This window comes from Salinicola tamaricis (genome assembly GCF_003006155.1).
GTDB lineage: Bacteria > Pseudomonadota > Gammaproteobacteria > Pseudomonadales > Halomonadaceae > Salinicola > Salinicola tamaricis.
Window position 1 is genome coordinate 2,190,656 of record NZ_CP023559.1, and the last position, 26,157, is coordinate 2,216,812.

A 26,157-nucleotide genomic window follows, 5' to 3' on the forward strand; every position below is an offset into this window, starting at 1 on the left:
ATATGAGCCTGTACGATCAGTTCAATGATCGATTCGAGTTTGTCTTGGCGGTAAGCGAGCAGGAGCGACATCAGGTATATCGCCTGCGCTATCAGATCTACACCCGCGAGTTCGGACACGAGATGCCCGGCGATCCGCAGCGCGGTCTCGAATACGACGCCTTCGATCAGTCCGCACTGCACTGTCTGGTCAGGCGGCGCGACACGGCCGAGGCAGTCGCTTGCATTCGGGTCATCTACCCCGGCCGAGATCACGGGATACTGGCCTCGATGCCCATTGAGTCGAATGCTGCGGGATACTTCGTCAATCCTTTGCTGACGCCCTGCAATCTACCTCGACGATTGGTCTGTGAAGTGTCCAGAGCTGCGATACTCGGCAAATACCGAAAAAAGCGTGCGACTGACGATCATTGGGGGGCGGCGGAGTCGGGATTCCCCTCCTCAGAGCAGGACTATAAAGTGGCGTCGTTGTTGGGCGTCTCGGTCTATCTGGCGTCGACCGTGATGATCGGTTTGCTGGATCGACAGCACGCCTTCGCGTTGATGGAGCCCCGATTGGCCCGATTGCTTAGGCGCTTTGGTTTGAACTTCCTCCAGATCGGTGCCGAGCAGCAGTTCAACGGCATACGTGCGGCTTACTATGTCGATCAGCATCGAGCTCGGGAGAACCTCAAGGATGAGCTCGCTCGCTTCTACAGCCGAATCGCCCACTCTCTTGCCGGTCAATTCAGGCAGAATTTCCGGTCGAGACCAAGAGCGATTGCCCTTGGACGGTGATGTCAGGCGTGCCGGCTCTTTTGCAGCGCTTTGTCATGCAAGACGCTGCATATGTTGCTCGTGCTTCCATCCATGCCGTTGGCTGACTGCTGACCGGCCCCTACCGTCGCGCGCCCCGGCGTAGCGCCGCTACCCCAAGGCTTGCCGGTCGCCTCGCGATCAGAGTGCCTCGGCGATCGCCCGGCCCAGGCTTTCGGTGGTGCCCTGACCCTTGACGTCCGGGGTGAGCAGCGTGCGGTCGTCGCTGGCCAGCACGCGCTCGATGGCGCCGACGATGGCCGCGCCAGCAGCGTCGTGCCCGAGATGTTCGAGCATCATCGCGCCGCACCAGATCTGGCCGATTGGGTTGGCAATGCCCTTGCCTGCGATATCCGGGGCGCTGCCGTGGACCGGTTCGAACAGGCTGGGGAACTTGCTTTCGGGGTTGATGTTGGCCGAGGGCGCGATGCCGATGGTGCCGGTACAGGCCGGGCCGAGGTCGGAGAGAATGTCGCCGAACAGGTTGCTGGCGACGACCACATCGAACCAGTCCGGATGCAGTACGAAATTGGCGGTCAGGATATCGATATGGAACTGATCCACGCCAATCTCGGGGTAGTGTGAGGCCATCGCCTTCACCCGCTCGTCCCAGTAGGGCATGGTGATCGAAATGCCGTTGGACTTGGTCGCCGAGGTCAGCTTCTTGCGCGGGCGGCTCTGGGCCAGCTCGAAGGCGTACTTGAGCACCCGGTCCACTCCGGTCCGGGTCATCACCGTTTCCTGCATCACCGTCTCGCGTTCGGTGCCTTCGAAAATCTTGCCGCCGATGCTCGAGTACTCGCCCTCGGTGTTCTCGCGTACCACGTAGAAGTCGATATCGCCGGGATGGCGGTCGGCCAGCGGGCTCTTGATGCCCGGCATCAACCGGCAGGGGCGCAGGTTGATGTACTGGTCGAAATGACGCCGGAACTGCAGCAACGAGCCCCACAGCGAGATATGGTCGGGCACTTTCTCCGGCCAACCCACCGCACCATAGAAGATTGCGTCGAACCGCGACAGGGTGTCGAACCAGTCGTCCGGCAGCATCTGACCGTGCTCGAGATAGTAGTCGCAGCTGCCGAAGTCGAATGTCTCGAACTCGAGCGCAATGTCGAAACGGCGTGCAGCGGCCTCGAGCACGCGCAGGCCTTCCGGCACCACTTCGGTGCCGATGCCATCTCCAGGGATGACGGCGATGCGATGGGTCTGGCTAGCCATGGGGATTACCTCATGAAGTCGATGAGAGGATGGAGCGCGTCGGCGGGCGTCCCTCGGGAGCGCAGGGCAGGTCCTTGCCGTCGACCCGGGCGACCTCGATGGTGAAGTGCGCGAACCCCGGAAACAGGCGCGCGACTCGCGTGCCTGCCTGCAGATATGCCTGCAGTGTATGCCCTCTCGCCGCGGCGATAATCGGGCTATCATGCAAGCCATTGTTGAATACAGGTGGAGAATGGTGTGGCGGCGCTCGACGATCTGGCCTTTTTCCAGCATATCGCCCGGGCGCGCAGCCTGACCGGGGCGGCGCGCGAGCTGGGGCTATCACTCTCCGCGGTCAGCAAGCGGCTGCAGCAGCTGGAGCTGCGGCTGGGCGTGGCGCTGGCGACCCGTACCACCCGGCGCCTGACGCTCACCCCCGAGGGGGAGCGCTACCTGCAGCGCGGCGCGCTGATCCTCGACGATCTCGGCGAGCTCGAGAACTCGCTGCGCGAGCAGGGCTCGGCGCTGAGCGGCCGGCTACACGTCAACGCCACCTTCGGCTTCGGTCGACGCCATGTGGCGCCGCTGCTGTCGCGCTTCGCCGCCTGCCCCCCCAGCTCTCACTGCAGTTGGAGCTGAGCAATTTCCCCCGCGGGCTCGACGCCCAGGGCGTGGACATCCACATCCGAGTGGGCGAGCCGCCGGATGCGCGCTGGGTCGCTCGGCGGCTGCTCGCCAACCGCCGTATCCTGTGCGCCGCCCCCGCCTATATGGCCAGCCGGCCACCGCTGCGTGCGCCGGAAGAGTTGGCCCAGCACGACTGTCTGGTGATCCGCGAGAACGACACCGACTATCCGCTGTGGCGCTTCGAGGCCAAAGCCGATCCACGTGAACAGCGCACCGTGCGCGTGCACGGCCGGCTTTCCAGCAACGATGGCGAGGCGATGACTCGGCTGGCGCGTGATGGCCATGGTGTGCTGTTGCGCTCCTGGTGGGACGTGCATGCGCTGCTCGCGCGCGGCGAGTTGGTCGAGCTGTTGCCCGAATGGCGCGGCGTGGCCGCAGATTTCCATCTGCTCTACAGCGCGCGTGCCCGCGAGAGCCTGCGGGTCAAGCGCTTTGCCGAATTCATGGTGGCGGAAATGGCGGGGCGGGTGCCGCCGCTACCCTAGCTTGGGTACGCAGCGTGTTGCTCGGGTATGGCCCGGCAAAACAGCCAGACAAAAAAATGCCCACCAGGGGATGGTGGGCAAGTAAGGGATCATTCAAGGGAACACCTACTCAGAGTGCCGCTGTGTCGGTTAGTTCCCGGCGGGATCAAAAAAATCTCGAAAAAATGTAACGCTTTTTTGCTGTGGGGCGGAGCGCGTCCGGCGCCCGGCCTCAGCCGATGTGGATCACAGCGAGAATGCCGCCCTTACTGCCGGCCAGGCGGGCTCGCCGGCGGTGGTCTTGACGCCCTCCAGCATCGCACGCACCTGCTCTGGATGCGCGCCGATCCACGCCTTGGCCACCGCCTGCTGCGACTCGCCGACTTGACCGTACTGTTGGATCATCCAGCTCTGCTCTGCCGAGGAGAAGGTGAACTGATCGAAGAAGGTCACCAGGTTGGGATGCGCCTTGGCGTAAGTGCTGGCGATCAGTGTGCGCACGTCGCTGGCGCCGTTGCCCTTGCCGAACAGATTCTTGCTGTCGCTCAGATAGTGCATCGGGAATTCCAAGTTCATCCAGTGCGGCTTCCAGCCGACCCACACGATCGGCTCGTGGTTGTCGATGTGGCTCTTGACCGCGCTGAGCATGCCCACGGTGCTGGTGTCGACCAGCGTCCAGTCGCCCAGCCCCCAGGTGTCGGCGTCGATCGCCTTGTGCAGGATCTCGCTCGCCGCCGAGCCAGCACCGAAGCCGTAGATTTCACCACCGAACTCGTCGCGATGGGCGTCGAGGTCGGCAAAAGAAGTGATGCCGCTGTCGTAGATATACTCGGGCACCGCCAGGGTCATCTGCGCGCCGGTCACATTGGTGGCCAGGCGGCGCACGCTGCCTTTCTCCTCCAGCGGCGCCAGCATCGGCTGCTGAGCCGGCAGCCAGGCCCCCAGGAAGATGTCGACATCACCGCTGTCCAGGCCCTGGTAGATGACCTGCAGCCCGATCTCCTCGGTCTTGGGACGATAGCCGAGCGTGCTCAACAGCTGGCTGGCAATTTCGGTCTTGACGCTGATGCCGGGCCAGGCTGGCGCCCCGAAGACGATCGTGTCGTCCGCGGCCTGGGCCGCCGGCATGGCGCTCAGGCTCAGGTAGGCGCCCAGCAGCAGGGCGGGCAGGGTGGTCGCATATCTCATTGTCGTTCTCCTTGATAGCGGGTAAGGGCTAGCGGTGGTGCGCTCTCTCAGCGTGTCAGCACGCGCAGGTGCGACTGCAGCATGTCGAGGTCGAGATAAGTGCCCTGAAGATGACGCTTGCCGGTGTTGGGATCGAAGGCATGACGCCCGTGCAGCACGCGGCGGTTGTCGAACGCCACCATCTGCCCCGGCGCCAGGGTCAGCTCGACCCGGCGCTGTGGCTCGCGCAGCACCTGCCAGAAGGTGTGGTAGGCGTCGTACCAGGCGTCGATCTGCGCCAGCGGCAGGCTCAGGGTATCGCGAATCCAGTTGTTGAAACGGATCTCGCGCGGCTCGCCGGCAGTATCCAGGTCGATGACCGGCTGGCGCACGGCGATATCGTGGCCATCGTCCTGAAAGCGAAAGTCGATGGGTGTTTCGCTGAGCATCCGAAACGCCTGCGGGTCGCGCTGGCGCAGCTCGCGCGCGGCGGCAAAGCCGTCGGTGAAGCTCGACTCGCCGCCTTCAGCGTCGTTCTCCAGGCAGTAGAGCAACTGGATGTCCGGCGGCTGGCGCCAGTTGGGCAGATCGGTGTGCAGCTCCAGGCCGATCGCGGTATAGGCCGCGTTGTTCGGATTGGGTACCGAGCGCACATCGAAGCGGGCGCCGAAGTTGGTGGCGCGCTGCGGGCCGATGTGCTCGGCGATGCGGGAAACCGTTTCCGGCTCGCGCGGGCCGTCGTCGAGCAGTACCAGGCCGTCGCGCAGCAGCGCCTCGATCCAGCGGCGGCGCCCGGCCTGGCTGTCGTTGAACTCGGTATAGGCCACGTGCCGCGGGGCGAAGCCGGGCTGCCACGGCTCGGCGCAGGGCAGCAGAGTGTCCAGCGCCTGGCCGGGACGGCGCTGGTGCAGCCAGCCGGCATCGAAGCACGAACGATGGCCGTCGGCCCAGATCAGGCTCAGACACTCGGCGGCGACTTCCAGCTCGGCCACGGCGTCGTCGCTGCCGAGATTTGTCCACAGCGGGTCGTCGAGCAGCGAGTAGAGCCGTTCGCGGGTCAGCGGGTGGCGGCACGCCGAGCAGGCGCAGTGATCGCGCAGCCAGCGCTGGGGGAACTCGCCGCGACTGCCATCGGCCCAGGTCAGCACCACCCGGCGTGACTGCCGCCTGGCCTCCACCAGGGCGACGTCGGGCGCGCCCTCGCCCTGGCGATAGCGGCGCAGCTCGGCCATCTCGACGCGGGTGTCGGCGTCCGCGGCAGAAGCGGTGTGGAAGGCATTACCGGATGACAAGACTCGAACTCCCGATGGCGTGGCCATCTCTTGTGGGCGAATGAAGAATGAGCGGATAAGCGATAGGCGAGTGAAGGGGCGCGGCGACGCCTCACGTCTCGCGGTATCGATACAGGATGCGGAGAGTGACAAAGCGTGACAAACGATTAATCTATCGGCTAAGGCCAAGCTGAGCTAATGCTGGGCTTATTTCAGCCAAAAGCGTGGTCTACGCCCGACATCGTATGTCAGCCGGCGCGTAAGGCCGTCTGCCGATCCCCATCCTACAAGAGAGTCGCTATGTCCCAGCTACCCCCGGTGCTCTGGCTACATGCGTTCGAGGCGGCCGCACGCACGCTCAGTTTTACTGCCGCGGGGCGTGAACTGGGGGTCACCCAGTCGGCGATCAGTCAGCGCATTCGGCTGCTCGAGGATCGCGTCGGGCAGCCGCTGTTCGTGCGCCATCCGCGCAGTTTAGCGCTCACGCCGGCCGGGCGCGCTTGGCTGCCCAGCGTGCAGGATGCCTTCACGCGGCTGGCCGAAGGCACCGCCGAGGTATTCGGGCCGAGCCCAGATGCGCCGGTCACCCTGCGCGCCACGCCGGCACTTCAGCAGACCTGGCTGGCGCCGCGCCTGCTGCGCTTCCAGCAGGCGCACCCGGATGTCACTTTGCGCCTGGTGAGTGCCATCTGGGCGGATGACTTCGGTGCCGAAGGGGCGGATATGGAGCTGCGCTATGGTCACGGCGAGTGGCCCGATCTCACCGCGCGGTGCCTGGGGGAGGAGCGCCTGCTGCCGGTATGCAGCGCAGCGCTCGCCCAGCGCCTGCGCGAGCCCGCCGACCTGGCTGGCGAGACGCTGCTGCACGCTGCGGGGTTCGCCGCCGGCTGGCCGAGCTGGCTGGCCCTGGCGGGTGTTGCGGGGCTCGAAAATCGCTGCCGGGCGATGATCTGCGATACCCACGTGACCACCCTGGCGCTGGCCGGCTACGGCGGCGGGATTGCGCTCTCGCATCGCCGGCTGCTCGAGGCGAGCCGCGATCTGGTGGCGCCCTTCGTCCTGGACATGGCCACCGACGAGGCGTTCTGGCTGGTGCGCCCGGCCAGCCGCCAGCTACGCGCCCCGGCAGCGGCGCTGTGGGACTGGTTGCTGGCGGCTCACTGAGCCGAGCCGGCCACTGTCCAGGTGGGCTATGCTGAAGGCCTTTCCCGCCAACTTCGAGGTGGAGTATGTCCAAGATATCGCGATCCCGCCGCCCGCTGGCCACGGCGGCACTGACGCTGGGCCTGGCCCTGATGACGGCGCTGCCCGCGGCCGGCGTCGCCCTGGCGCAGGGTGTTACCGGTGTCGATCCGCACACCGGCAAGCGTGTGTATCTGCCCGACAACAACCACGACGGGCGCGCAGACTACGTGCCGCGGCGCCTGGAGATTCAGGTGGTGCCCGGCATCAATACCGCGCCCAATCCGCCGCCGGTGCGTGACGACTCGGCCGGCGGTACGATCTGCCACGGCCGTGACGGCGGCACCACCATCTCCACCGCGCGACGGGTCTGCGATCCCGATGCGCCGAGCGGCGATGGCGGGCCGGGCGCCAGCTCGACCACCACCCGCTCGACCACAACGACCACCACCACGACTACGCGCTCCACGCCGACGCGTCCCGCTTCCGGCTCGTCCACCCGGGTCGACTGAGGCGCGTGCCGGCGCGCGTTAGCCGACGCTGCGAGTCGGCCGGGGCGGTGACTGGCTGATCAGTGGCTGGCGAAATAGCGCGCGAAGGCGTCCACCACCTGATCGATATCCGCTTCGGAGACGTCGCGATGGGTGACGAAGCGCGGCGCGTAGAGCGCGCCGACGAGGATGTCGCGCGCCTTCAGCCAGGCGTGCAGATCGGCAGGGTCGAGCGCCGGGCGAGTGAACTCGACGAATACCATGTTGGTGGCCTGTGCCGTCACCGTGATGCCTTCGATCTCCGCCAGGCCCGCCGCCAGGCGCTCGGCCTTGGCGTGGTCTTCCACCAGCGGCGCGAGCTGATGCTCCAGCGCGTACTCGCACGCCGCCGCCAGCATGCCGACCTGGCGCATGCCACCGCCGACCACCTTGCGCCAGCGCCGCGCCGTCTCGATGAAGTCGGCAGACCCGACCAGCACCGATCCCGCCGGCGCCCCCAACCCTTTCGAGCAGCAGATCGAGATCGTATCGAACGGCTTGCACAGCGCCTTGAGGCTGGCGCCGGTCGCCGCCGCCGCATTGCCGATCCGCGCCCCGTCCAGATGGGTGGCCAGGCCGAAGCGCCGTGCCAGGGTCGTGGCCGCTTCGACATAACCGGCGTCCAGGACCTGGCCGTGGAAGGTGTTCTCCAGTGTCAGCAGGCGCGTGCGCGCGAAGTGTGGATCGATCGGTTTGACGGCGGCCTCGATCTTCTTCAGCGGCAAGGTGCCGTCGGCCTCGTTCTCGATCGGCTGCGGCTGGATACCGCCCAGCACCGCGGCGCCACCGCCCTCCATGCGATAGGTGTGCGCCTGCTGGCCGACGATGTACTCGTCGCCGCGCTGGCAGTGGCTCAACAGCGCCACCAGATTGCTCTGGGTGCCGGAGGGGAAGAACAGTGCTGCCGCCTTGCCGGTGCGCTCGGCAGTATAGGCTTCCAGGCGCGCCACGCTCGGGTCGTCGCCCCAGACGTCGTCACCGAGCGGGGCATCGAACATCACCTGACGCATCGCCTCGCTTGGGCGGGTGACGGTGTCGCTGCGGAGATCGATCATGGTGATAGCCTTGTAAAAGTTGTCGGAGTCGATGGGTGACTTTACTCCATTGCGTGACGCCGCGAGTGCGCACAGGACTCAGGTTAGGCATAACCGTCGCTAGCGCGCCGCGATCGATGTGATACGCGAGCGGCCGCATGGTTCTCGCTGTCTGGGTATTCCCATCCGGCGAGCTTGGCGACAAATGTTGGCGTGTGGTGAACCTGCCGCTTTATAAGATAGGCAGGATGAGAGGGAAAAATCGGATATGGATTCCATCCAAATCCCGCCTATCGTAACCGCGATGTTAGGTGGAAGCCTGAGCGTCTACTTTCAAATTACTCCGTTGCCGTCACTTTTCGGTTTCCATAATTGATAGGCACCCACTCATAGCCCTCTCCGACCTTGCGAATATGACCGATGCCAGGGAAAGGCATATGCGGCACGGCCACCAGGTTTCGATGCTTGGCAAAGTCGGCGAAGGCTGCTGTGCGGACTTTCCTCGCCTTCTTCTGATCGACGTCATAGGCAATCGTCACGGACGGATCGGGGAGTTGAACAGCCGCTACATGAACGATGTCGCCGATGAAGGTAAGGGTCTGACCCTCGCTTTCCAATGTGAAGAATGCACTTCCCGGCGTATGCCCCGGATGAAGGGAAGCGGTCAGGCCTGGCAGTACTTCGGTAGTTTTATCGAAGGTGTCGATCTTCCCGGCTTTGACATAGGGTTCGAGGATCGTTTCAGCCTGGTCAAAGTAATGCTGATCATAGTCGGTCTGTTCTGCATTTTGAGGATCCAGGAAAAAGTCGACATCCGGTTTACCCACATGGACCGTCGCGTTGGGAAAAACGCGCTGGCCATCACGGGTTAGTCCGCCCATATGATCGGAATGGACGTGGGTGAGTAAGACATCCGTGATCTGTTCGGGTTTTACGCCGGCCGCCTGCAAGCTCTCGATCAGCTGACCACCGAGTTTTGAACCGAAGAGTTGACCTACGCCGGTATCAACGAGGACAAGCTTGTCCCCTAGCTCTAGCAAAAATGCATTGATGGAGACTTCGACGGGATTGGTCAGGTACGCCTGCACCAAGCGTTCGTCGATCTCCTTGTTGGTGATACCGTGCAGAATCTTGTGAAGGTTCTGCGGTACGGTGCCGTCGGAGAGAGCCGTTACCCGGACGCTGCCAATAGTGAAGGCATAAGTATCGGCGCCTTCATCCTGTTGGGCGATCCCCGGGGAGTGATTCAGAGTGGCGGTAGTGGCTGCAGAGACGGGGCCTGCGGCTGAAAGACCCAGCAGTAGGGTGGAAAGTATGAGTGAACGTATCATCATGGGTCTGTCTTCCTGTTTCAGGTAGGTGTCAGAGACAGATCATAGGGGCCGGCGGGTCTGGCGAGAAAACGATGCCGGTTATACCTTGCATAACCCTCACGAATACTCATGCCCACGCTCGAAGTGAGCGAGGCCCCACAAAAGACGTGCTTTCATGCCCGACCGTTTGAATGATATCGATATTGGTCTGTTGATGGCCTTCGAAGCCCTGATCCAGGAGCGCAACGTCAGCCGCGCCGCAGACCGTCTAGGAATCAGTCAGCCGGCCCTTTCAGGGCGATTGACCCGTCTGCGAGCATTGTTCGGCGATCAGCTTTTCGTACCGGTGGCGGGTCGGGGTGTCACGCCGACGCCTCGTGCCGAAGCACTTGGCGAGACGTTGCCCCCGCTCTTGGGACATCTGCGCGAGTTCATCGGGCATTCTCCCCATTTCGATCCGTCAGAGAGCGACCGGACGTTCGTGCTGGCAGCTTACGATAACCCTGCCGTCATGATTGGCCCCGACCTTGTTACGGCCTTGAAGCGGGCGGCGCCCCATGCCCGGATTACGTTCGTGTTGCCGGATCCCGAAACGATCACCCCGGCGCTTGATCGCGGGGACGTGGATATGGTCATCGGACTGCCCCGTACGGCAGACGAGGGCCTGATTGGCCGGACGCTGTTTTCCGATCAGTTCGTCACGGCACAGCGCCGGGGTCACCCGCGGGGAAGTCAGCCGGTCACGCTGGACGAGTTTTGCGCCGCTGAGCATGTAGTGGTGTCGAGCGAGGGCGGGGGCTACGCGGGGCCGGTGGATCGTGCATTGGAGGCGCTGGGTCGGAAACGGCAGGTTAGTCTATCGGTCCAGAGCTATGCCCTAGCGCCGATTATCATGGCAGACAGCGATCACCTGTGTACGTTGCCCGGTCGCTTTCTCTGGCGCTTTGAATCCATGTTGGATCTGTTCACGCCACCGATGGAGATGGGTTCATTTGAGCTTTATGCGCTTTGGCATCCACGCATGCGGGACGATCCAGCTCATCGGTGGTTTCGCGACCTGGTCGTTGAAGTCAGCGAGGGCATGAGCGATCGTTCCGCGCCCAGATGCTAACCATACACTTAGGGGCATTTCTTGCCGGATGGAGGCGCCATCGATGCCCTGGAAACATGCCTTGTACTCGTCTGTGGCAAGCAACTGCGAAAAGGCCCCAATGGTGGGGCCAGGCACGAACAGTATGCGTTTATCCTCGATGCTCGTTTAGCCACCGCTGTATATGCCCTGCGACTTCCACGGGCGCTTCCAGCGGCAGCAAGTGGCCGATGCCCGCCAGTTCATGTGTTTCCGGGGTCGGTAGAAAGGGCACGAGCCGGTCGGCGAGCACGGCTGGAGGATCGACACGGTCGCGCTCACCGATCAACAGCAGCGTCGGCACGTTGATGCATTGTGTCGTTTCGCTGATATCTTCAAGCATGGCGATAGCGGGCCAGGCGGTCTTGGCCGCCGGATCGCCGGCCAAACTGTCGGCAATGGCGCGTTCGCGCACCATCCCGGCGAGCGGCGTCTCCGTGAGCACATTATCGAGTGTCTCTTCGACACTCGCGCGGCTGTCATAGGCCGATTGCATGGCAAGACGCTGAGGCTTCGGAATGTCCATGGGCAACGCCGGGGAAGACGCCACCAGCACCAGCTCCTTCAGCCAGGCCGGCCGCTGGCCCGCGAGATACTGGGCAATCTTGCCACCCATGGAATGACCGACCAGTACGACATCACGGAGCTGACGTGCTTCGATCATCCCGCCAACCGCCTCGGCCAGATCCACAATCCGATATCCACTGCGCGACGGGCCGGACTGACCCCAGCCTGGCAGATCCGGCATGAGGCAAAGGTTCCGCTTCCCAAGTGCCGTCGCTACTTCCATCCATGTGCGGCCAGAACCGCCCCAGTAGTGAAGAAACACGAGCGTGCGCTGCCCAGCGCCATGCTCCGCAACGTGAAGAACGGCGTTGTCTGTTTCGATCGTCATGGCTTGTACTCCGAATAGGTAAGCGGAGCCAGCATCATGAGTGCGATCGCCAGATGATAGAATGAGATAAATGAGTTGGCGTCGATCATTAGGCGATGGAATGAAAGGCATGGATCGTTTTCGACAAATCGAGATATTCATTGCGGCGGTCGAGCACGGCAGTATTGCTGCGGCCGGCAGAGCACTGGAGTTGTCGCCGGCCATGGCCGGCAAATATCTGAGTGCGCTTGAATCGACGTTGGGAACGCGACTCATGCATCGCAGTACCCGCGCGTTGTCGCTAACCGATGCCGGCCAGCAATACCTGGCGGCATCAAAACGGATCATGGAGGCGCTGGCCGAGGCGGACGCCGAAGCACGCGAGGGCCGCAGCCAGCTTGCCGGAGAGATCCGACTGGGCGTACCCCGTGCTTTCGGCACCCAAAAGCTGGCGCCGGTGCTGGCTGCGTTCTGCAGGGCCCATCCGCAGATTACGTTGAACCTCCACACGGATGAGCGCTACGCCGATCTGATCGATGGCCGGCTGGACCTTGCCGTGCGCATCGGGACACTCTCCGATTCGGCTTTGTATACCCGGCCACTCGGCAGTGTTCGCATGGGCCTGGGCTGTGCGCCCGGCTTGCTCGGCGCTCATGAACGTCAAAATGTCCCGCTAATCCGCCAGCTACCGCGACTGGTATTTACGGCCGCCCGATCGCCCGGCGACTGGATGGTGAGCGATAGTGACAATCGCGCGTACGCCATCGACGGCCCAACCGCTATGCGCTCGGACGACATCACCCTGCTGATTCGCGCGGCGACCGAAGGCCTGGGTATCGTGTACGCGCCCATGTTCGCGCTCGACGAGCCGCTGGACGACGGCCGCTTGGTGCGGGTATTGGCCGATCACCAAACGACACGACTCGACCTGCAGATCGTTTACACCGATCGCCACCACCAGCCCGCACGAGTTCGCGCCCTGATCGACCATCTGGCGGCGGTTTCCATGAGACTCAGACTTGATGCGGCAGTAGGCGTGGCCTCTCTCCATCAACAGGGTTGGCTCGAGGGCGGGCACTCAGGTCCGTCGACTTACGTGTGCAGAAGAACTTTCCCAATGACTTGGTGTGACTCCAGTGCCTCATGGGCGGCGACAATATTTTCCAGAGGAAAATTCAATCCGATTTTTGGAGAATATTTTCCCGCCAATAGACAAGAGGTGATGTCCTTGATGGCTTTCTGCTTTGCCTCGTCAGGCACGTTGTAGATATAGACGAAGCGGAAGACGCATCCATGAATCATGGACTGCAGTAACGGAATGGATAGTTCGTCCGTCGCGCTATCGGTGGCATAGGCGCTAATGATTCCGCCTTGAGATAAGCAGGCTAAGTTGGTGGCAAGGTTTGACTTCAGAGCGACATCCACAATTGGTCGACGCCGAGCCCATCGGTTGCTTCTAGAACAAGGTTCGCAACATCTCCCGATGCTCTGTCGAGAACCATATCCGCCCCATTTTCCTTTGCTATAGCAGCCTGATCGGTATTCGTCACCGTTGTTGAAACCCACGCGCCAGCCCATTTCGCCAACAGAGTTGCCGCTGTTCCGACCGCTCCGGCACCGCCATGTATCAATACCCGCCGACCGTTGAGAGTGCCATCGGAAAACAGGCAGCGGTGAGCGGTTAACGCCGGAATGCCAAGCGAAGCACCCACTTCGAACGATACCGCGTCAGGTAAATGAACTGCCTGATTCGACGGTAGTACGACGTATTCTGCCGCCGTTCCCATGGCTCGGCCAAACTGCGCTTCATAAACCCAAACCCGCTCGCCACGTCTGTCGGGTGATACATTGGCGCCGACAGCATCAACAACGCCTGCGCCATCCTGGTGAGGAATGATTCGCTGGTAGGGCATTTCCGCTGAGAATCCGGTTCTCGCCTTGATATCAGTCGGGTTCAATCCGGAAACATGAATGCGTACCCGGACCTCATCCGGACCGGGTTCTGGAGTCGGCAACTCGTCGACAACCAATACCTCCCGGGCGCTGCCCTGGGCCTCATAGTAGGCTGCTTTCATCGGTATTCTCTCCACGCCCTATATCAGAAATGCACGCGACAAGGTTGTTACCGCTGCGGGAGTGGATTCTGGAGTCTTTCATGCACGTTGAAAAGTAGGTGCATTGTTTATACATAGGTATAAATTTTATACTAAGGGGTGCTTTTTGGACGATGAAAAATCGAGATATGCACGAATACCGATGCGCTGTGGAAGCAACCGTTGCCGTCGCCGGCGGTAAATGGAAGCCACTTATCATTTACTATTTGTTGAGTGGGACGAAACGGTTTGGGGAGCTTCGTAACCTTATCGGTGGTGTGACTCAACGGTCTTTGACGTTGCAGCTTCGAGAGCTTGAAGCGCATGGCATCATCTCCCGCGAAGTGTTTGCAGAAGTTCCTCCTCGCGTAGAGTACTCACTCACGGAGCTTGGGTTGACGCTTTCCCCTGTGCTTGATGCCATGAAAGAGTGGGGAGACAAATACTTGTCGTGGCAACAGACCGATGAATACAGGTGCACAGATTGATGTCTCGGGTAGAAGGCATCTTCGGAAAATATAAAGCCAAGGTTGACCACCGAGGCCAATTTGCTTGGTCAAGAAAGCTGACGCATGATGCCGATTCTCTCCAATGATCAACGAACGGCAGGAGCACCGCATGAAGCAGTATGCCGTGGTGGCTTACGACTACACCGACGACGACGCGCTCGAGCGCCGGCTTTCCAATCGGGATGCGCATCTGGCAGGCGTACGGGAGCTAGCCAAACAGGGGAAGTTCCTCAGCGGCGGCGCGATCCTGGATGATGACGGCAAGATGGTCGGCTCCACGCGCACTTTCGCTTCGACGACCGCGCCGATCTCGACGCCTGGCTCGAGACCGAGCCCTACATGACCGGGCGGGTCTGGGAGCATGTCGATATTCGCGAAGTGAAGCTCTTCGATCCGAACGCCTGAGAATCATGACCGCCGCTCAATCCCTCCCTGCGCAGGTTCGCCAGCTATTAGAGATGGCGCCTCGCGGGACTCTTCCGCTGACCTACCAGCAACTCGCCGAGGCGTTGGGATTGCGACCGCCGCGCACCATCCGGCGCGTCGCCCAGGCACTGGAGAGCACAATGCGCGAGAACGGCCCTTTATCGCCGCAATGGTCGTCAGCCGCCATGGGGAAGGGCTGCCGGCGCAGGGTTTCTTCGATCTCGCGGTGGATCTGGGGCGATTTCCCGCCGATCCGGCGCAATACGCCAAGGCCTGGCGGCAGGAGTTCGAGCGCGTGCTGGCGGCGAAGGCATAGGCGCACGCTGCTAACTGCGATTCAAACCGAGGCGTGGATCATGCGTCCTTGGTGCCAGTCGCCGGCAGTTCCGTCAGTAGTGGCCCGCCGGCGAGCGCCTGCTGCAGGCGAGTGGCCAGGATCTCGACGATGGCGTCGTTCTCGCCCACCAGCCGTGTCGTGACCACGTTCAGGTCGGGGGCGCGCGACATCGCCTGGGTACAGATCTCGGCGATATCGCCTCCCTCGCCGGCGTGGCGGCCCGGAGAGAGAAACAGCATCGAGAGGATCACGTCACCCTCGGCCAGGGTCGGGGAGGCGAGCAGATCCTCCAGCAGCGGCTCGTTGAAGCGGTAGGTGTCGCCCTCGCGGCGCTCCATCGAGGCGAACGTCACACACGCGACCTCATCGGCCAGCAGCGCACTTAGTTGCCCACTGAGATAGTTGCGCACCGCCGTGACCTCGGGGATCGGGCTGCCATGGTCGACCAGCACGACCCTGGGCTTGGACTGACCCGTCATGCGTTCGCGCACGTTGTCGGCGAGGAGCCGCGCCAAGCGCAGATCCGGCGCCAGCAGCGTATCCACCAGCGGTGGGGCGACCTTCACCGACAGCTCGGGGTAGTTGGCCTGCACCTCGGCCAGCCGCTCCGGTAGATAGCGGGTCAGCGCCTGGCTGGGGCCGAAGAAGAAGGGCAGGATCAGCAGCTCGGTCACGCCCGCGGCGGCATGGCGCTCGGCCAGCGGCCCCAGCGAGATGGCCTTGTGCCCGCCGAGCTGCTCGGGTGGAATCTTGAACGAGTGCAGCAGCGAGGTGGCCTCGACCGCCTCTCCACTGGCCTGACTCAGGGCCGCGGCGAGCCGGCGCAGGTTGAGCGTCGCGGCGGGGCGCAGGGAACCGTTGTCGACGAGTAGAATCTTTCGCATGGGGCCTCAGTGGGATAACGGCAGAGCCAATCGCTGAATGGCTAGCATACCCGAGTGCTAACGCTTGGCAGAACCGGGCAGACTGGCCACCGTCTCTCGGCGGTGCGTTTGTTCATGCCAGGCGCTTGGCGCATGATGACGATGCTTAGAGGGTGTTTACAAATTCAGCGAGCGCAGCCAGTTTTCGTGAAGGGCCTAGGCCGATGACCCAAGATCCCGCACTTCCTCAGCGCATTCGCCAATACCTGGCGGCGGCTCCCCGCGAGGCACTGCCGATCACCTATCAGCAGCTCGCCGAGGCGCTGGGCTTGCAGCCGCCGCGCACCATTCAGCGCGTCGCCCAGGCGCTGGAAGCCCTGATGCGTGAAGACGCCGAGCACGGCCGGCCCTTGATCGCCGCGCTGGTCGTCAGCCGCCGCGGGGAAGGGCTGCCCGCGCAGGGCTTCTTCGATCTCGCCGTGGAACTGGGGCGGTTCCCCGTCGATCCGGCGCGACAGGCCGAGGTCTGGCGGGAGGCGTTTGAACGCGTGATGGCAGCGAGATCGGTGTAGAGGCGGGCCCAATCCCACTCGACACGCTGTCTGTCGGGCGGGTGCTATCCGATACGCGGTATCTTGCCGGCTACCGGTGAGTCTTTGGCTACCGGGGGGCGTTGCTAGAGAGTCGACGCCGACGGGGCGATGACCCCGGTCATCCTCGAGTTTGCGCGAAACGATTGGCCCATTTCACCGTAAGATCGAACGCCCCCAGGGCATAAAAGTGGAAGCCCGCCAGGTTGCTGGCCGGATCGCGCTCCTTGGAGGCAGCCAGTGCCTTGACGATCCGGCCCGGATCCTGACCGCGCCAGCCCAGGCTCAGCAATCCTCTCAATCCGGTCATGTTCCTGCGTAGCACCTTGACCGAGGAACCGACCCCGCAAGCCATGGCGTGCTTGAGCAGGCTGGGTCCATTGGCCAGACCGTGCAGGCCGGCATGAATCGGCAACCGATTGCCTTGCTCCCGAATACGACGCTCCCAGGCAATGAAAGGGGCGGCATCGAAGAAAAACTGGGTGACGATGTAGAGCGGTATACCGGTCTCGACCGAAAAGGCATTCTTGATCGCCAACGCACGGTCGAGCGCTTCCTGCGTCGCCTCGGGGTGCCCCTCCGGGTGCCCCGCCACACCGATACGCCGTATGCCGACACGCTCGATGATACCCGACTCCAGCAGCTCGAGCGTGTTGCCGAGCTGGCCGTGAGGCGTGTCGTCGCCGCCGGCCAGCAGCAGGATCTCATCGACAGCGGTTTCTTCCACCAGTTTCGATAGTAAACGCTCGAATTCACGCTTGTCGGCCAGGCTGCGGGCGGTCACATGGGGGACCGGTTTGAAACCCATGCTCTGCAATCGCTTGACGCACGCCAGCATCTCCTCGTGCGTATTCTTCGGGAATTGGGGAACGAAAATGCGGGTTTCCTCGGGGACGGCGCCCCACTCGACCCTGTCTCTAAGTATTGCCTTCGGTGTGGCCTCTATCGAATACCCCCGGGACAGCGGAATGAATGGCACGCAAGGCCCTTCGTTCAGCGGTGTCGTCACCGCGTCTTTGGGCTTGGCGAATGGCGCCGACATCTTGATCCTCCATCCGGCGATTTTTTACGCTATTGCGTTCGAATTTTGAAACCGGTCTCAGGCGGATGGCGGGGCGCGTGTGAAACGCGTCATGGCATCCTGGCCGAAGTAGCGTTTCAGCAGGTCATAAAGCGCGGGGTAGACCTCGGTCAGTTGATCCGGTGCGGTAAAGAAGAGTTCGCAGCAGACCGCGAAGCACTCGCCGGGGTGGGTGGCGGCGTAGTCGTCGATCGGTGTTTCTTCGCCGCGGGCGAGGTGCGCCTGCAGGTCGTCCCATACCGCGGTGAAGATGCGATGCCACTCCTGGGCGGTGACTTCGCTCGCGGCGGCCAATGGCGGGAAGCCGTCGACATCGTGGGAGTTGCCCAGGTCGAGCTTGTGGGCGAACTCGTGAATGATCACGTTGTAGCCGGAGTAGTCGCCGCTGGCGCCGACCTCGGGGGAGGCCAGCACTACCGGGCCGCGCCAGGAGGTCTCGCCGGCGCGCTCGTCCTCGTACTCGTGCATCACGCCGAAGTCGTCCAGCTCCTCAACCCGGCGGTGGAAGGCGTCGGCGACCAGCACGATATCGTGCACGTTGGCGAAAGTGGCGCTGGCGTCGTCGTCGTTCCAGGCCAGCGTCAGCAGGCAGGCCTGGGCGGCGATCGCGAGCTGGGCGGCGAGATCGAACTCGACGCCCTCGGACGCGGCCCACTGCCAGCGGTGCAACTGCTGCCAGGCGCGCTCCCCCAAGCGAGCGGCGTCGCTGTCGTCGAGGTCGGCGAGCAGCGGCAGGCCCTGGCGCACCGCCTGCCAGCACACCGCATCGAACGCGGGAGCACCACGCCGACTGGGCCACCAGCCCGGGCGCTTCACGCGCGCCTCTCTACGGCGCCGTTATGCTCGCTTCGCAGCACGGCTCAGCTCTCTTCCTGACGCGCCCCGGACTTCCACGACCAGTCACGCAGGCGCAGGTCGTAGAGGTCCAGGCGGCGATCCTTGAGGTTGGTCACCGCACCTTCGGCGCGCACCAGCTTGAGCTTGTTCAGGTCGAGATCCGAGAACATCACCATCTCGGTGTTGGGCGTGGTCTCGGAGAGCACCGCATCGTGGGGGAAGGCGAAGTCGGAGGGCGAGAACACCGACGACTGGGCGTACTGGATATCCAGGTTTTCGATCGAGGGCACGTTGCCGACGCTGCCGCATACCACCACGTAGCACTCGTTCTCGATCGCCCGGGCCTGGGCGCAGTGGCGCACGCGCAGATAGCTGTTCTTGGTGTCGGTCCAGAACGGCACGATCAGCACGTCCATGTCCTGTTCGGCGAGCAGCCGCGGCAGCTCCGGGAACTCCACGTCGTAGCAGATCAGGATGCCCACGCGGCCGGCATCGGTCTCGAACACGCACAGCTCGTCGCCGCCTTCGACCACCCAGTCGCGGCGCTCCTGGGGGGTGATATGGAGTTTGGCCTGGCGGTCGACGCTGCCGTCCCGGTGGCACAGGTAAGAGACGTTGTAGAGCTTGCCATCCTTGCCTTTTTCCACCATCGAGCCGGCGACGATGTTGATGTTGTAGGAGACCGCCATGCGCGAGATTTCGCTCTTGAAGCGCTCGGTGAAGCCGGCCAGGAACTGGATCGCCTCGACCTGGTCGGTCTGGTCGGTCAGCCCCATCAATGGGGTGTTGAACAGCTCCGGAAAGACCGCGAAGTCGCTCTGATAGTCGGAGATGGCATCGACGTAGAACTCGACCTGCTTGAGGACCGACTCGACCGAGTCGAATTCGCGCATCTGCCACTGCACCGCGCCCACCCGGATCTGGGTGCGTCGGGTGTCGATCACCAGACTGGCCGGTTCGTAGAGGATGTTGTTCCACTCCAGCAGGGTGGCGTAGCCCATCGACTTCTCGTCTTCGGGCAGATACTTCTTCAACAGCCGCTTGACCAGGAAGTCGTTGGCCAGCTGGAACGACAGGATGGGGTCGTAGAACTCCTTGCGCGCGACCCGCTCGATGTACTCCGCCGGCGACATCTCCGCAGCGTGCTGGTGATAGTTGGGAATTCGCCCGCCTGCGAGAATCGCACGCAGGTTCATCGAGCGGCACAGGTCCTTGCGTGCTTCATACAGGCGCCGGCCGAGGCGATAGCCACGGTAGGCGGGGTCGATCAGCACGTCGAGGCCGTAGAGCGCATCGCCCTCGGGCTCGTTGAGGATGATCTCGCGGTGACCGATCAGCTCGTCATATTTGTGCGGGTTGGAGAAACGGTCGTAATCGACCCGCACAGTGAGCGCCACACCGACGATCTTGTCGTCGTCCTCGATGATGATCTGGCCATCGGGGAACTCGTCGATCAGCTTGTCGATGGTGTGCTGGGACCAGGCGCCGCCGATGTCGTCGTAGACGGCGTCCATCAGCCGCTTGAGCTGCGGATAGTCCTCGCAGGCGAGGTTGCGCAGGTTGAGATGCAGTTCTTCCAAAGACATTGAGCGGCTATCTCCATCCGGGCCAATAACGGTCGGCGCAAGTTGGCGTGAAAAATGGGCTTATAGAGACAAAGTCTAACACGTTGGGTTCCTCGTCGAGTGGCGTCGCTCGAGTGGGTGGAACCGGCCCGCGTCTGCGTTCTCTGCGGGGTGTCGACTTCAGAAAGGCTGTCATCTGCCGACAATAATGCAGGCATTCTAATTTTTCTTCGAGCGGTGGAACGCGTGACAGTCACGCCGCCCCCTGAGACCCGGTATGCAGCGATGGCGACAGATAGGGATTGGGTTCGCGTTGATGTTGGCGAGCCTGGCGGCCCAGGCATTTCATGCGAGCGACGACGGTCGCCTCACGCTGAGCGGTTTCGGCACCCTGGGGCTGGTTCACAGCGACAACTCCGAGGCTGAGTTCCTGCGCGACATCGGCCAGCCCAAAGGGGCCGATGAGGGGTGGAGCGCACGGGTCGACAGCCTGCTGGGCGCACAGCTCGGGTGGCGTGTCGACCCACGTTGGGATCTGGTGGTGCAGGGGATCAGCCGCTACCACGATAGCGGCAACTACCGCCCCGAACTGAGCTGGGCATTCGTGCGCTATCGCCCCGATCCCGCGCTACAGCTGCGCGCCGGGCGTCTGGGCTGGGATGTGTTTCAACTCGCCGACTCGCGCTACGTGGGTTACGCCTACCCTTGGGCAAGACCCCCGGTGGATCAGTTCGGCATGCTGCAGTTGACTCATATCGACGGCGCCGACGTCACCTTCAAGCAGCCTTGGGGCAGCGACCTGGTGCTGCTCAAGCTCTATGCCGGTCGCTCTGACAGCCGCATCCACGTGGTCGATGACCTGGTCGCGGACTTCGATGCCGATGCCGTCTACGGCGGCCATCTCGACTACGAACACGGCCCCTGGCGTCTGCGCACCAGCTATACCGAAGTGCGCTCTGACGTGGATTACGCCGGGAGCGTCGTGAATGAGATCGATAGCCTGCAGATCCCTGGGCTGGACGGCGAGCGCGAAATCGAGCGTGCACTGGGCTTCTCGCGGCTGCGGCTGTTCTCGTTGGGGGCGCTGTATGATAGCGGCCCGCTGCAGGTGCAGGCGATGTGGAACCGCAGCCGCACCGCGCGCCACCACGGCCGGATCGACTCGGCGCTGCTGTCGGTCGGCTACCGGGTGGGGCAGGTGACGCCCTATGTCGCGCACTCCCGTGCCATGACGTCTTCCACCAATCCCGACGTGACCGATATCGACCAGCGCACCTGGACGTTCGGCACGCGCTTCGATGTCGCCAGGGACATCGCACTCAAGGTGCAGCTCGATCGTATCGATACACGCAGGCCCGGCTTTCTGTGGCGTGGTGACAGCGACTGGGAGGGCGGTTGGAGCTCGATCTTCAGTCTCGGGCTGGACTTTATCTTCTAGGGATCTGGGCATGATTCGCGTGCGCGCCTGTCTTCTTTTAGCGCTACTGACGCTGACACTCCCGGCAATGGCGGATATCGCCATCGTGGTCAAGGCGGGCAGCGGTGTCGGTCAGCTCACCCGCAGCGATGCGGTCAATATCTTCATGGGACGTTACCGCAAGCTGCCCAATGGCAATCCGGCGCTGCCGTTGGACGTGGTATCGCTCAAGGCGCGTTTCTATCGGGCGCTGGTGAACAAGAATCTGGCCGAGATCAACGCCTACTGGGCGCGTCTGGTCTTCTCGGGCGAGGCCTCGCCGCCGCAGCAGGTGGCGACGGCTACCGAGATGCGCCAGCTCGTGGCGCACAATCCGAGCGCCGTCGGTTATCTCGATAGCCGTGAGGTGGGTGACGATCTGCACGTCGTGCTGATACTGAATGAGTGAGCCATGTCGCGACTGCTGACGCTGTTACACACCCGCCTGGCGCTGCGCACCACGGCCATCATTTTGCTGATCGTGGGCCTGCTGGGCGTCGCCTTTCTGCTGCTGGCGGTGCACTTTCGCGCCCAGAGCGTGCATCAGGAGCAGCAGGCACGGCTCGAGGGGCTGCTGACCACGGTCGAGCGCACGGCGCAGATCGCCTGCTTCCTGAATGGCGAGGAGCTGGCACGGGAGCTCGCCGATGGCCTGCTGAGCAATGACATCGTGCATGCGGTACGCATCGAATCCCTGGATGGCAAGCTGCTGGTCGGTCGGGGCGGGCCGATCGAGAGTCCCAGTGATGCCCTGTTCACACGCGAGATATCCTCACCTTTCGAGCCCGGAACGTCCCTCTGCCGCCTGATCATCGATCCCGATCAGCACTATATCGACGGCCTGGTCGGTCAGGCCTCGCGCTTCGTCGGCGGTGCGCTGCTGCTGCAGCTTCTGGGGATCGGTTTCTGTGTGGTGCTGGTGGTGGTGCGCTATGTGACCCGCCCGATCACAGGGCTGTCGCAGCGGCTGCGAGCGCTCGAGGCGGAAACCGGGCAGAAACTGCAGGCGCCGCGGGGTAATCGCGACGACGAGATTGGTCAGTTGGTGAACAGCGTCAACGCCATGATCGACAACCTGGTCCAGAGCCTCGATGCCGAGCGCTGTCTGCGCCTCGAGCGCGAGGTCGAGGAGCGCCGCTACCGGGCGATCTTCGACAATGTCGAGACGGGTATCTTCGAGGTCGACGACGACGGCGCGATCCGCGTTGCCAATCCCGCCTTCCGGCGTCTGTTCAAGCTGCCCGCCAAGCGCGACCTGAACCGCCACCCGATCGATTTCGCCACCCTGGTCGACCCCGAGGGCACCTTTGGCGCCAGCCCGGCCACGGTGGCGGCCGGCGGCCGCGGTCAGCAGTGGGAGGTGGCGCTGGGTGACGAGGAGCCGCGGCGCTGGGTCAATCTAGTGCTCAATCCGCTGGAGGCCGGGCGCTTGCAGGGCGTGGCGCATGACGTCACCGCGCGCAAGCGCGCCGCGGACGCGGCCGAGCAGTTGGCGGTGACCGACCCGCTCACCGGGCTCGGCAACCGGCGTGGCTTCGACCGCCGTCTGGCGGTGATGGGGCGCCATCATCGGCTCTATCCGGATCGTTGCCACGCCCTCGTGCTGCTCGACTTCGACCACTTCAAGCAGATCAACGACACCCACGGCCACCACGCCGGAGACCGTGTGCTGCGCCACGTCGGCGGCGAGCTGGCGGTGCTGCTGCGCCAGCGTGACTATGTGGCACGGCTGGGCGGTGATGAGTTCGTGCTGCTGCTGGAGGGGTGGGGCGGCGCGAGGAGGTCGAGGCGCTGCTGGAGCGCTTCGTCGCTGGCCTGCAGACCCCGATCGAGCTCGAGTCGGGGGTGGCGGTCACCATCGGGGTCAGCATCGGAGTGGCGCTGCTTGGGGTGGATACCGAGGAGCCGCAGCAGGCGCTGCTGCTCGCCGACCGCGCGATGTACGCGGCCAAGCGCGCTGGGCGCAATACCTGGCGCTTCCACACCCCCGAAGGCAACGGCTGAGCGGCGCTCAGCCGGGCCGGCGCATCTGGAAACGCTGCGCCTCGGCGGCCTCGAAGTAGTCCGCCGGGCCGCCACCACGCAGGATCGGGCGCGCAGCGGCGGTCTGATAGATGCCATCGACCAACAGGGTAGGATCGATGTGCACGCCGACCACCTCGCCGAGCACCAGCCAGTTGTCGATCTCTTCGCCGGCGGCGGAGCGCAGCCGCAGTGTCTGGCTCAGACGGCACTCGAACACCACCTGGGCTTCGCCCACATGGGGCACTGCGACGACCTGAGAAGCATTGGGGTTAGCCCGGCCAGGCTGAATTCGTCGACCTCGGGGGCCACCGATGCCGCGCTCTGATTCATTGCTTCGGCCAGGGGGCGGGTCGCCAGCTGCCAGCAGAACTCGCCGGTGCGTTCGATGTTGCGCACGCTGTCCTTGTAGCCGGCACTGGAAAACCGATGATCGGCGGGGTATCGGCGAAGGCGTTAAAGAAGCTGTAAGGGGCCAGGTTCAACTGCCCCGACTCATCTTGTGACGAGATCCAGCCGATCGGGCGCGGCCCGATGATCGCCTTGAACGGATTGCGCTAGGCCATGCCCCTCGCGGGGCTGGTAGAAGTGGGCGTTGCTGGGCATAGCGAAAGATTCCTGAGGGGCGCGAGGACGCGGCGAAGGTGGCGCCGCTGGCGCCATGCCCGCGGCGGCGATGAGGCTGTTTGGGTCTGGCGCTATTTGCGCACCACGCGATAGACGATCAGCAGCACGATGGCGCCGAGTACGGCGATCGCGAAGCTGCCGAAGTTGAAGCCGGAGACGCTGCCGAAGCCGAGTGCGGTGCCGATCCAGCCACCCACGACCGCCCCCAGGATGCCGGGATGATGGTGACGATGAAGCCGCCCGGGTCCTTGCCCGGCATGATCAGCTTGGCGATGGCGCCGGCGATCAGACCGAAAATGATCCACGTGATGATGCCCATGAGTGCCTCCTGGCTGGGTGGGCGCGTGCGACATGGCGCGCGTATGAGAAACGGGGTCTACGACTGACAGTATCTGTCCTGGTCAGAAGCTAGTCGGCGTCACCGCGCTCGGCAAGCGCCTGCCAAAGGCATCGCGCGGTGGGGCAGTGCCTCAGACCTTGCGGCCGGCGAGGAAGGTCAGCGTGCGCCCATGGGCCAGCGCTGCGGCCTGTGGTGATAGCTTGCCCGCGACCAGCAGTTGAAGCCGTGCTCGGCGCCGTCGTAGAGATGCACCTCGACATCGCGGTTGGCGGCGAACGCGTTACGGGTCTGTTCGACATGCTCGAGCGGTATATGGTCGTCTTCGGCGCCGAAGTGGAACTGGGCCGGTACCGCCAGCTCGCCGGCGCGGTCGAGATACTCGGTAATGCCACCGGCGTAGTAGCACACCGCGCATCGACCGCCCGCATCCAGCGCGCACAGGTAGGAAAGCACACCGCCCATGCAGTAGCCCCCGAGGCGATCGGCCCTCGCACACCGGGCTTGCGCGCAGTGCCCGGGGGTGGAGGCGCGTAGGTCGCTGATCACGGTGGGGTAGTCCAGCGCCTGCTTGTGCGCCACGGCGGCTTTCCAGTCGTCACCGTCGTAGCCCAGCTCGACCCCGGGCGCTTCGCGCCAGAAGACATCGGGTGCGATGACGCTGTAGCCATCCATGGCGTACTGCTCGGCGACACCGCGGATATGGCCGTTGACGCCGAAGATCTCCTGGATCAACAGAATGCCGGGGCCCTTGCCCTTGTGGGGTAGTGCCTGATAAGCCTTGAAGGTCTTGCCGTCCTCGGCGGTGATTTCGATCCATTCGGTCTTGATGTGGGTCTGGGACATGTCTGGCTTCCTGTGCGGGGTAAATGACCTTGGCCAGCAAGGGGTCTCTTGCCGGCCGTGGCCGCTGAAACGGCACCCGGCGGCGAGCCGGGAAGCCCGGGAAAAAGTATAGCAGGCTATCTAGCATCGGCCCGGTCGCGCGCGGCGAGAGCGAGCGCAGCGAGAAAGAGGGCAGCGAGAACGGGGGCAGCACGAAAGCGCCGCCGGCATCGACGGGAACCCGACGGCAGCCATGCTGGCGCGTTCAGCCCAAGGTCGAATGACCTGCTCGAAGCCTGTTTCATGTCCGCGCGATGTAGGCGAGTGTTGCCTCCAGCGAGTCGCCCTTGGCGTGTTCCAGGTAGCTATCGTGGGACTGGCGGGCAGGTCCTGCACGTTTGTGTGCGCGCTGGTGCAGCACGAAGTAGCACTGCAGATGAGGTTTGATACGCGACCAGGCATCGAGCAGCAGCGGATTGCCGCTGAGTTCGTAGCACCACTGGTGTAGCGCGAGTTCGCGATCGATCGCCAATGCACCATCGCCGGCATCGATGGCCTCGAGCAGATGTGCATGGCGCTGATCGAGGTCGTCGAAGCTGGCCGCGGTGCGCTTGTGCCAGAGGGCCTTGAATGCCATCTGCTCGAGACCGGTGCGATACTCATAGAGCTGGTGCAGCCCGTCCGGCGTCAGTTCGAGCACCCGCACGCCCTTGTAGGGTTCGCTGATCAACAGGCCGATATTCATCAGGTGGCGTATCGCCTCGCGCAGCGGCGCACGGCTGACGCCGAGCTGCTGTGCGAGCGCATTCTCGGTCAGCCGTGTGCCGGGGGCGATGGTGCCATTGGCGATCAGCGTTTGCAGTCGCTGGGCGGTCTGTTCCCAGAGCGTCTGGCGAGCCGGAATCTGCGCGATATCGGTCGAGAACATGCGTATCCAAAGGTGGCGT

26 protein-coding genes and 3 pseudogenes are annotated in these 26,157 nt (G+C 63.6%); 14 read left to right on the forward strand and 15 right to left on the reverse strand.

Annotation, left to right across the window (positions count from 1 at the left end; all coding sequences use genetic code 11):
- Positions 1-2 precede the first annotated feature (2 nt).
- Complete coding sequence (locus CN538_RS10085) at positions 3-776, forward strand: PEP-CTERM/exosortase system-associated acyltransferase (RefSeq protein ID WP_106419339.1); 774 nt, start codon at positions 3-5, stop codon at positions 774-776.
- Positions 777-935: 159 nt separating this feature from the next.
- Here CN538_RS10085 and CN538_RS10090 read toward each other — a convergent pair whose 3' ends face one another.
- Positions 936-2,012: a tartrate dehydrogenase gene (locus CN538_RS10090; protein WP_106419340.1), complete on the reverse strand. Its 1,077-nt coding sequence runs from the start codon at positions 2,010-2,012 to the stop codon at positions 936-938.
- Positions 2,013-2,249: 237 nt separating this feature from the next.
- Between CN538_RS10090 and CN538_RS10095 the strand changes: the two are divergent.
- Positions 2,250-3,163, forward strand: a pseudogene (locus CN538_RS10095) (LysR family transcriptional regulator).
- A gap of 225 nt (positions 3,164-3,388) precedes the next feature.
- On the opposite strand, the gene CN538_RS10100 reads toward CN538_RS10095, so the two are convergent.
- Both CN538_RS10100 and CN538_RS10105 read right to left on the reverse strand, forming a co-directional pair.
- Positions 3,389-4,330, reverse strand: a complete 942-nt coding sequence (locus CN538_RS10100; RefSeq protein ID WP_106419341.1) for an ABC transporter substrate-binding protein — start codon at positions 4,328-4,330, stop codon at positions 3,389-3,391.
- A 47-nt stretch (positions 4,331-4,377) separates the two neighbouring features.
- Positions 4,378-5,601: a TauD/TfdA family dioxygenase gene (locus CN538_RS10105; protein ID WP_242494966.1), complete on the reverse strand. Its 1,224-nt coding sequence runs from the start codon at positions 5,599-5,601 to the stop codon at positions 4,378-4,380.
- Positions 5,602-5,880: 279 nt separating this feature from the next.
- Between CN538_RS10105 and CN538_RS10110 the strand changes: the two genes are divergently transcribed.
- Positions 5,881-6,744 carry a LysR substrate-binding domain-containing protein gene (locus tag CN538_RS10110; protein ID WP_106419342.1) on the forward strand — a complete coding sequence of 288 codons (864 nt, stop codon included), beginning with the start codon at positions 5,881-5,883 and terminating at the stop codon, positions 6,742-6,744.
- A 65-nt stretch (positions 6,745-6,809) separates the two neighbouring features.
- The gene (locus tag CN538_RS10115; RefSeq protein ID WP_106419343.1) at positions 6,810-7,274 is read left to right on the forward strand and encodes a hypothetical protein; all 465 of its coding nucleotides are present in this window, start codon (positions 6,810-6,812) and stop codon (positions 7,272-7,274) included.
- Positions 7,275-7,333: 59 nt separating this feature from the next.
- Here CN538_RS10115 and ltaE read toward each other — a convergent pair whose 3' ends face one another.
- Together ltaE and CN538_RS10125 are read right to left on the reverse strand one after the other, a co-directional pair.
- On the reverse strand, positions 7,334-8,347 hold the full coding sequence (ltaE, locus tag CN538_RS10120) for a low-specificity L-threonine aldolase (RefSeq protein ID WP_106419344.1): 1,014 nt from the start codon (positions 8,345-8,347) through the stop codon (positions 7,334-7,336).
- 317 nt (positions 8,348-8,664) lie between these two features.
- The gene (locus tag CN538_RS10125) at positions 8,665-9,660 is read right to left on the reverse strand and encodes an MBL fold metallo-hydrolase (RefSeq protein WP_106419345.1); all 996 of its coding nucleotides are present in this window, start codon (positions 9,658-9,660) and stop codon (positions 8,665-8,667) included.
- A 154-nt stretch (positions 9,661-9,814) separates the two neighbouring features.
- On the opposite strand from CN538_RS10125, the gene CN538_RS10130 reads away from it, so the two are divergent.
- Positions 9,815-10,750: a LysR family transcriptional regulator gene (locus tag CN538_RS10130; RefSeq protein ID WP_106419346.1), complete on the forward strand. Its 936-nt coding sequence runs from the start codon at positions 9,815-9,817 to the stop codon at positions 10,748-10,750.
- A 130-nt stretch (positions 10,751-10,880) separates the two neighbouring features.
- Here CN538_RS10130 and CN538_RS10135 read toward each other — a convergent pair whose 3' ends face one another.
- Positions 10,881-11,663: an alpha/beta fold hydrolase gene (locus CN538_RS10135; protein WP_106419347.1), complete on the reverse strand. Its 783-nt coding sequence runs from the start codon at positions 11,661-11,663 to the stop codon at positions 10,881-10,883.
- A 109-nt stretch (positions 11,664-11,772) separates the two neighbouring features.
- Between CN538_RS10135 and CN538_RS10140 the strand changes: the two genes are divergently transcribed.
- Positions 11,773-12,909 (forward strand): LysR family transcriptional regulator, encoded by a 1,137-nt coding sequence (locus CN538_RS10140; RefSeq protein ID WP_422917579.1) that lies wholly within the window; start codon positions 11,773-11,775, stop codon positions 12,907-12,909.
- On the opposite strand, the pseudogene CN538_RS26245 reads toward CN538_RS10140, so the two are convergent.
- Positions 12,804-13,067, reverse strand: a pseudogene (locus tag CN538_RS26245) (NADPH:quinone reductase); the annotation flags it as partial. The gene CN538_RS10140 and the pseudogene CN538_RS26245 overlap by 106 nt on opposite strands.
- Positions 13,052-13,717: an NADPH:quinone reductase gene (locus tag CN538_RS10145; protein ID WP_207233450.1), complete on the reverse strand. Its 666-nt coding sequence runs from the start codon at positions 13,715-13,717 to the stop codon at positions 13,052-13,054. The pseudogene CN538_RS26245 and the gene CN538_RS10145, both read right to left, overlap by 16 nt.
- Positions 13,718-13,905: 188 nt before the next feature.
- Here CN538_RS10145 and CN538_RS10150 point away from each other — a divergent pair, with 188 nt between their 5' ends.
- The 3 genes from CN538_RS10150 (at position 13,906) to CN538_RS25190 (ending at position 14,986) form a co-directional block, all read left to right on the forward strand.
- Complete coding sequence (locus tag CN538_RS10150) at positions 13,906-14,223, forward strand: winged helix-turn-helix transcriptional regulator (protein ID WP_479725155.1); 318 nt, start codon at positions 13,906-13,908, stop codon at positions 14,221-14,223.
- A gap of 130 nt (positions 14,224-14,353) precedes the next feature.
- On the forward strand, positions 14,354-14,587 hold the full coding sequence (locus CN538_RS10155) for a YciI family protein (protein ID WP_242494967.1): 234 nt from the start codon (positions 14,354-14,356) through the stop codon (positions 14,585-14,587).
- A 252-nt stretch (positions 14,588-14,839) separates the two neighbouring features.
- On the forward strand, positions 14,840-14,986 hold the full coding sequence (locus tag CN538_RS25190; protein ID WP_340638088.1) for a hypothetical protein: 147 nt from the start codon (positions 14,840-14,842) through the stop codon (positions 14,984-14,986).
- Between the two features lie 38 nt (positions 14,987-15,024).
- Here the strand turns inward: CN538_RS25190 and CN538_RS10165 are convergent, their stop codons facing one another.
- A complete protein-coding gene (locus tag CN538_RS10165; protein WP_106419350.1) occupies positions 15,025-15,891 on the reverse strand; it encodes a sirohydrochlorin chelatase in 867 nt (288 codons plus the stop codon).
- Between the two features lie 203 nt (positions 15,892-16,094).
- Between CN538_RS10165 and CN538_RS10170 the strand changes: the two genes are divergently transcribed.
- The gene (locus tag CN538_RS10170; protein ID WP_106419351.1) at positions 16,095-16,442 is read left to right on the forward strand and encodes a hypothetical protein; all 348 of its coding nucleotides are present in this window, start codon (positions 16,095-16,097) and stop codon (positions 16,440-16,442) included.
- A gap of 139 nt (positions 16,443-16,581) precedes the next feature.
- Here CN538_RS10170 and CN538_RS10175 read toward each other — a convergent pair whose 3' ends face one another.
- The 3 genes from CN538_RS10175 to CN538_RS10185 are packed head-to-tail and all read right to left on the reverse strand — an operon-like array spanning position 16,582 to position 19,964.
- Entirely contained in the window at positions 16,582-17,502 is a 921-nt protein-coding gene (locus tag CN538_RS10175) for a methylenetetrahydrofolate reductase (RefSeq protein WP_106419352.1), read from the reverse strand.
- Positions 17,503-17,559: 57 nt separating this feature from the next.
- Positions 17,560-18,357 (reverse strand): M90 family metallopeptidase, encoded by a 798-nt coding sequence (locus tag CN538_RS10180; protein ID WP_106419353.1) that lies wholly within the window; start codon positions 18,355-18,357, stop codon positions 17,560-17,562.
- A 44-nt stretch (positions 18,358-18,401) separates the two neighbouring features.
- The gene (locus CN538_RS10185; RefSeq protein ID WP_106419354.1) at positions 18,402-19,964 is read right to left on the reverse strand and encodes a bifunctional GNAT family N-acetyltransferase/carbon-nitrogen hydrolase family protein; all 1,563 of its coding nucleotides are present in this window, start codon (positions 19,962-19,964) and stop codon (positions 18,402-18,404) included.
- 295 nt (positions 19,965-20,259) lie between these two features.
- On the opposite strand from CN538_RS10185, the gene CN538_RS10190 reads away from it, so the two are divergent.
- Genes CN538_RS10190 through CN538_RS21040 form a run of 3 tightly spaced genes read left to right on the forward strand, consistent with a single transcriptional unit; the run spans position 20,260 to position 23,749 of the window.
- Positions 20,260-21,381: a porin gene (locus CN538_RS10190; protein ID WP_164999569.1), complete on the forward strand. Its 1,122-nt coding sequence runs from the start codon at positions 20,260-20,262 to the stop codon at positions 21,379-21,381.
- 10 nt (positions 21,382-21,391) lie between these two features.
- Positions 21,392-21,808: a type 2 periplasmic-binding domain-containing protein gene (locus tag CN538_RS10195; RefSeq protein ID WP_106419356.1), complete on the forward strand. Its 417-nt coding sequence runs from the start codon at positions 21,392-21,394 to the stop codon at positions 21,806-21,808.
- Positions 21,809-21,811: 3 nt separating this feature from the next.
- Complete coding sequence (locus tag CN538_RS21040; RefSeq protein WP_207233451.1) at positions 21,812-23,749, forward strand: diguanylate cyclase domain-containing protein; 1,938 nt, start codon at positions 21,812-21,814, stop codon at positions 23,747-23,749.
- A 370-nt stretch (positions 23,750-24,119) separates the two neighbouring features.
- Here the strand turns inward: CN538_RS21040 and CN538_RS10220 are convergent.
- A pseudogene (locus CN538_RS10220) lies at positions 24,120-24,307 on the reverse strand (GlsB/YeaQ/YmgE family stress response membrane protein).
- On the opposite strand from CN538_RS10220, the gene CN538_RS22720 reads away from it, so the two are divergent.
- The gene (locus tag CN538_RS22720) at positions 24,267-24,434 is read left to right on the forward strand and encodes a hypothetical protein (RefSeq protein WP_242495843.1); all 168 of its coding nucleotides are present in this window, start codon (positions 24,267-24,269) and stop codon (positions 24,432-24,434) included. The pseudogene CN538_RS10220 and the gene CN538_RS22720 sit on opposite strands and share 41 nt — an antisense overlap.
- Before the next feature lie 110 nt (positions 24,435-24,544).
- On the opposite strand, the gene CN538_RS10225 is transcribed toward CN538_RS22720, so the two are convergent.
- Together CN538_RS10225 and CN538_RS10230 are read right to left on the reverse strand one after the other, a co-directional pair.
- The gene (locus tag CN538_RS10225) at positions 24,545-25,231 is read right to left on the reverse strand and encodes a dienelactone hydrolase family protein (protein ID WP_242494968.1); all 687 of its coding nucleotides are present in this window, start codon (positions 25,229-25,231) and stop codon (positions 24,545-24,547) included.
- A gap of 280 nt (positions 25,232-25,511) precedes the next feature.
- Positions 25,512-26,138, reverse strand: coding sequence for a GntR family transcriptional regulator (locus tag CN538_RS10230; protein WP_106419357.1), 627 nt, complete (start codon positions 26,136-26,138; stop codon positions 25,512-25,514).
- Between the last annotated feature and the right edge of the window lie 19 nt (positions 26,139-26,157).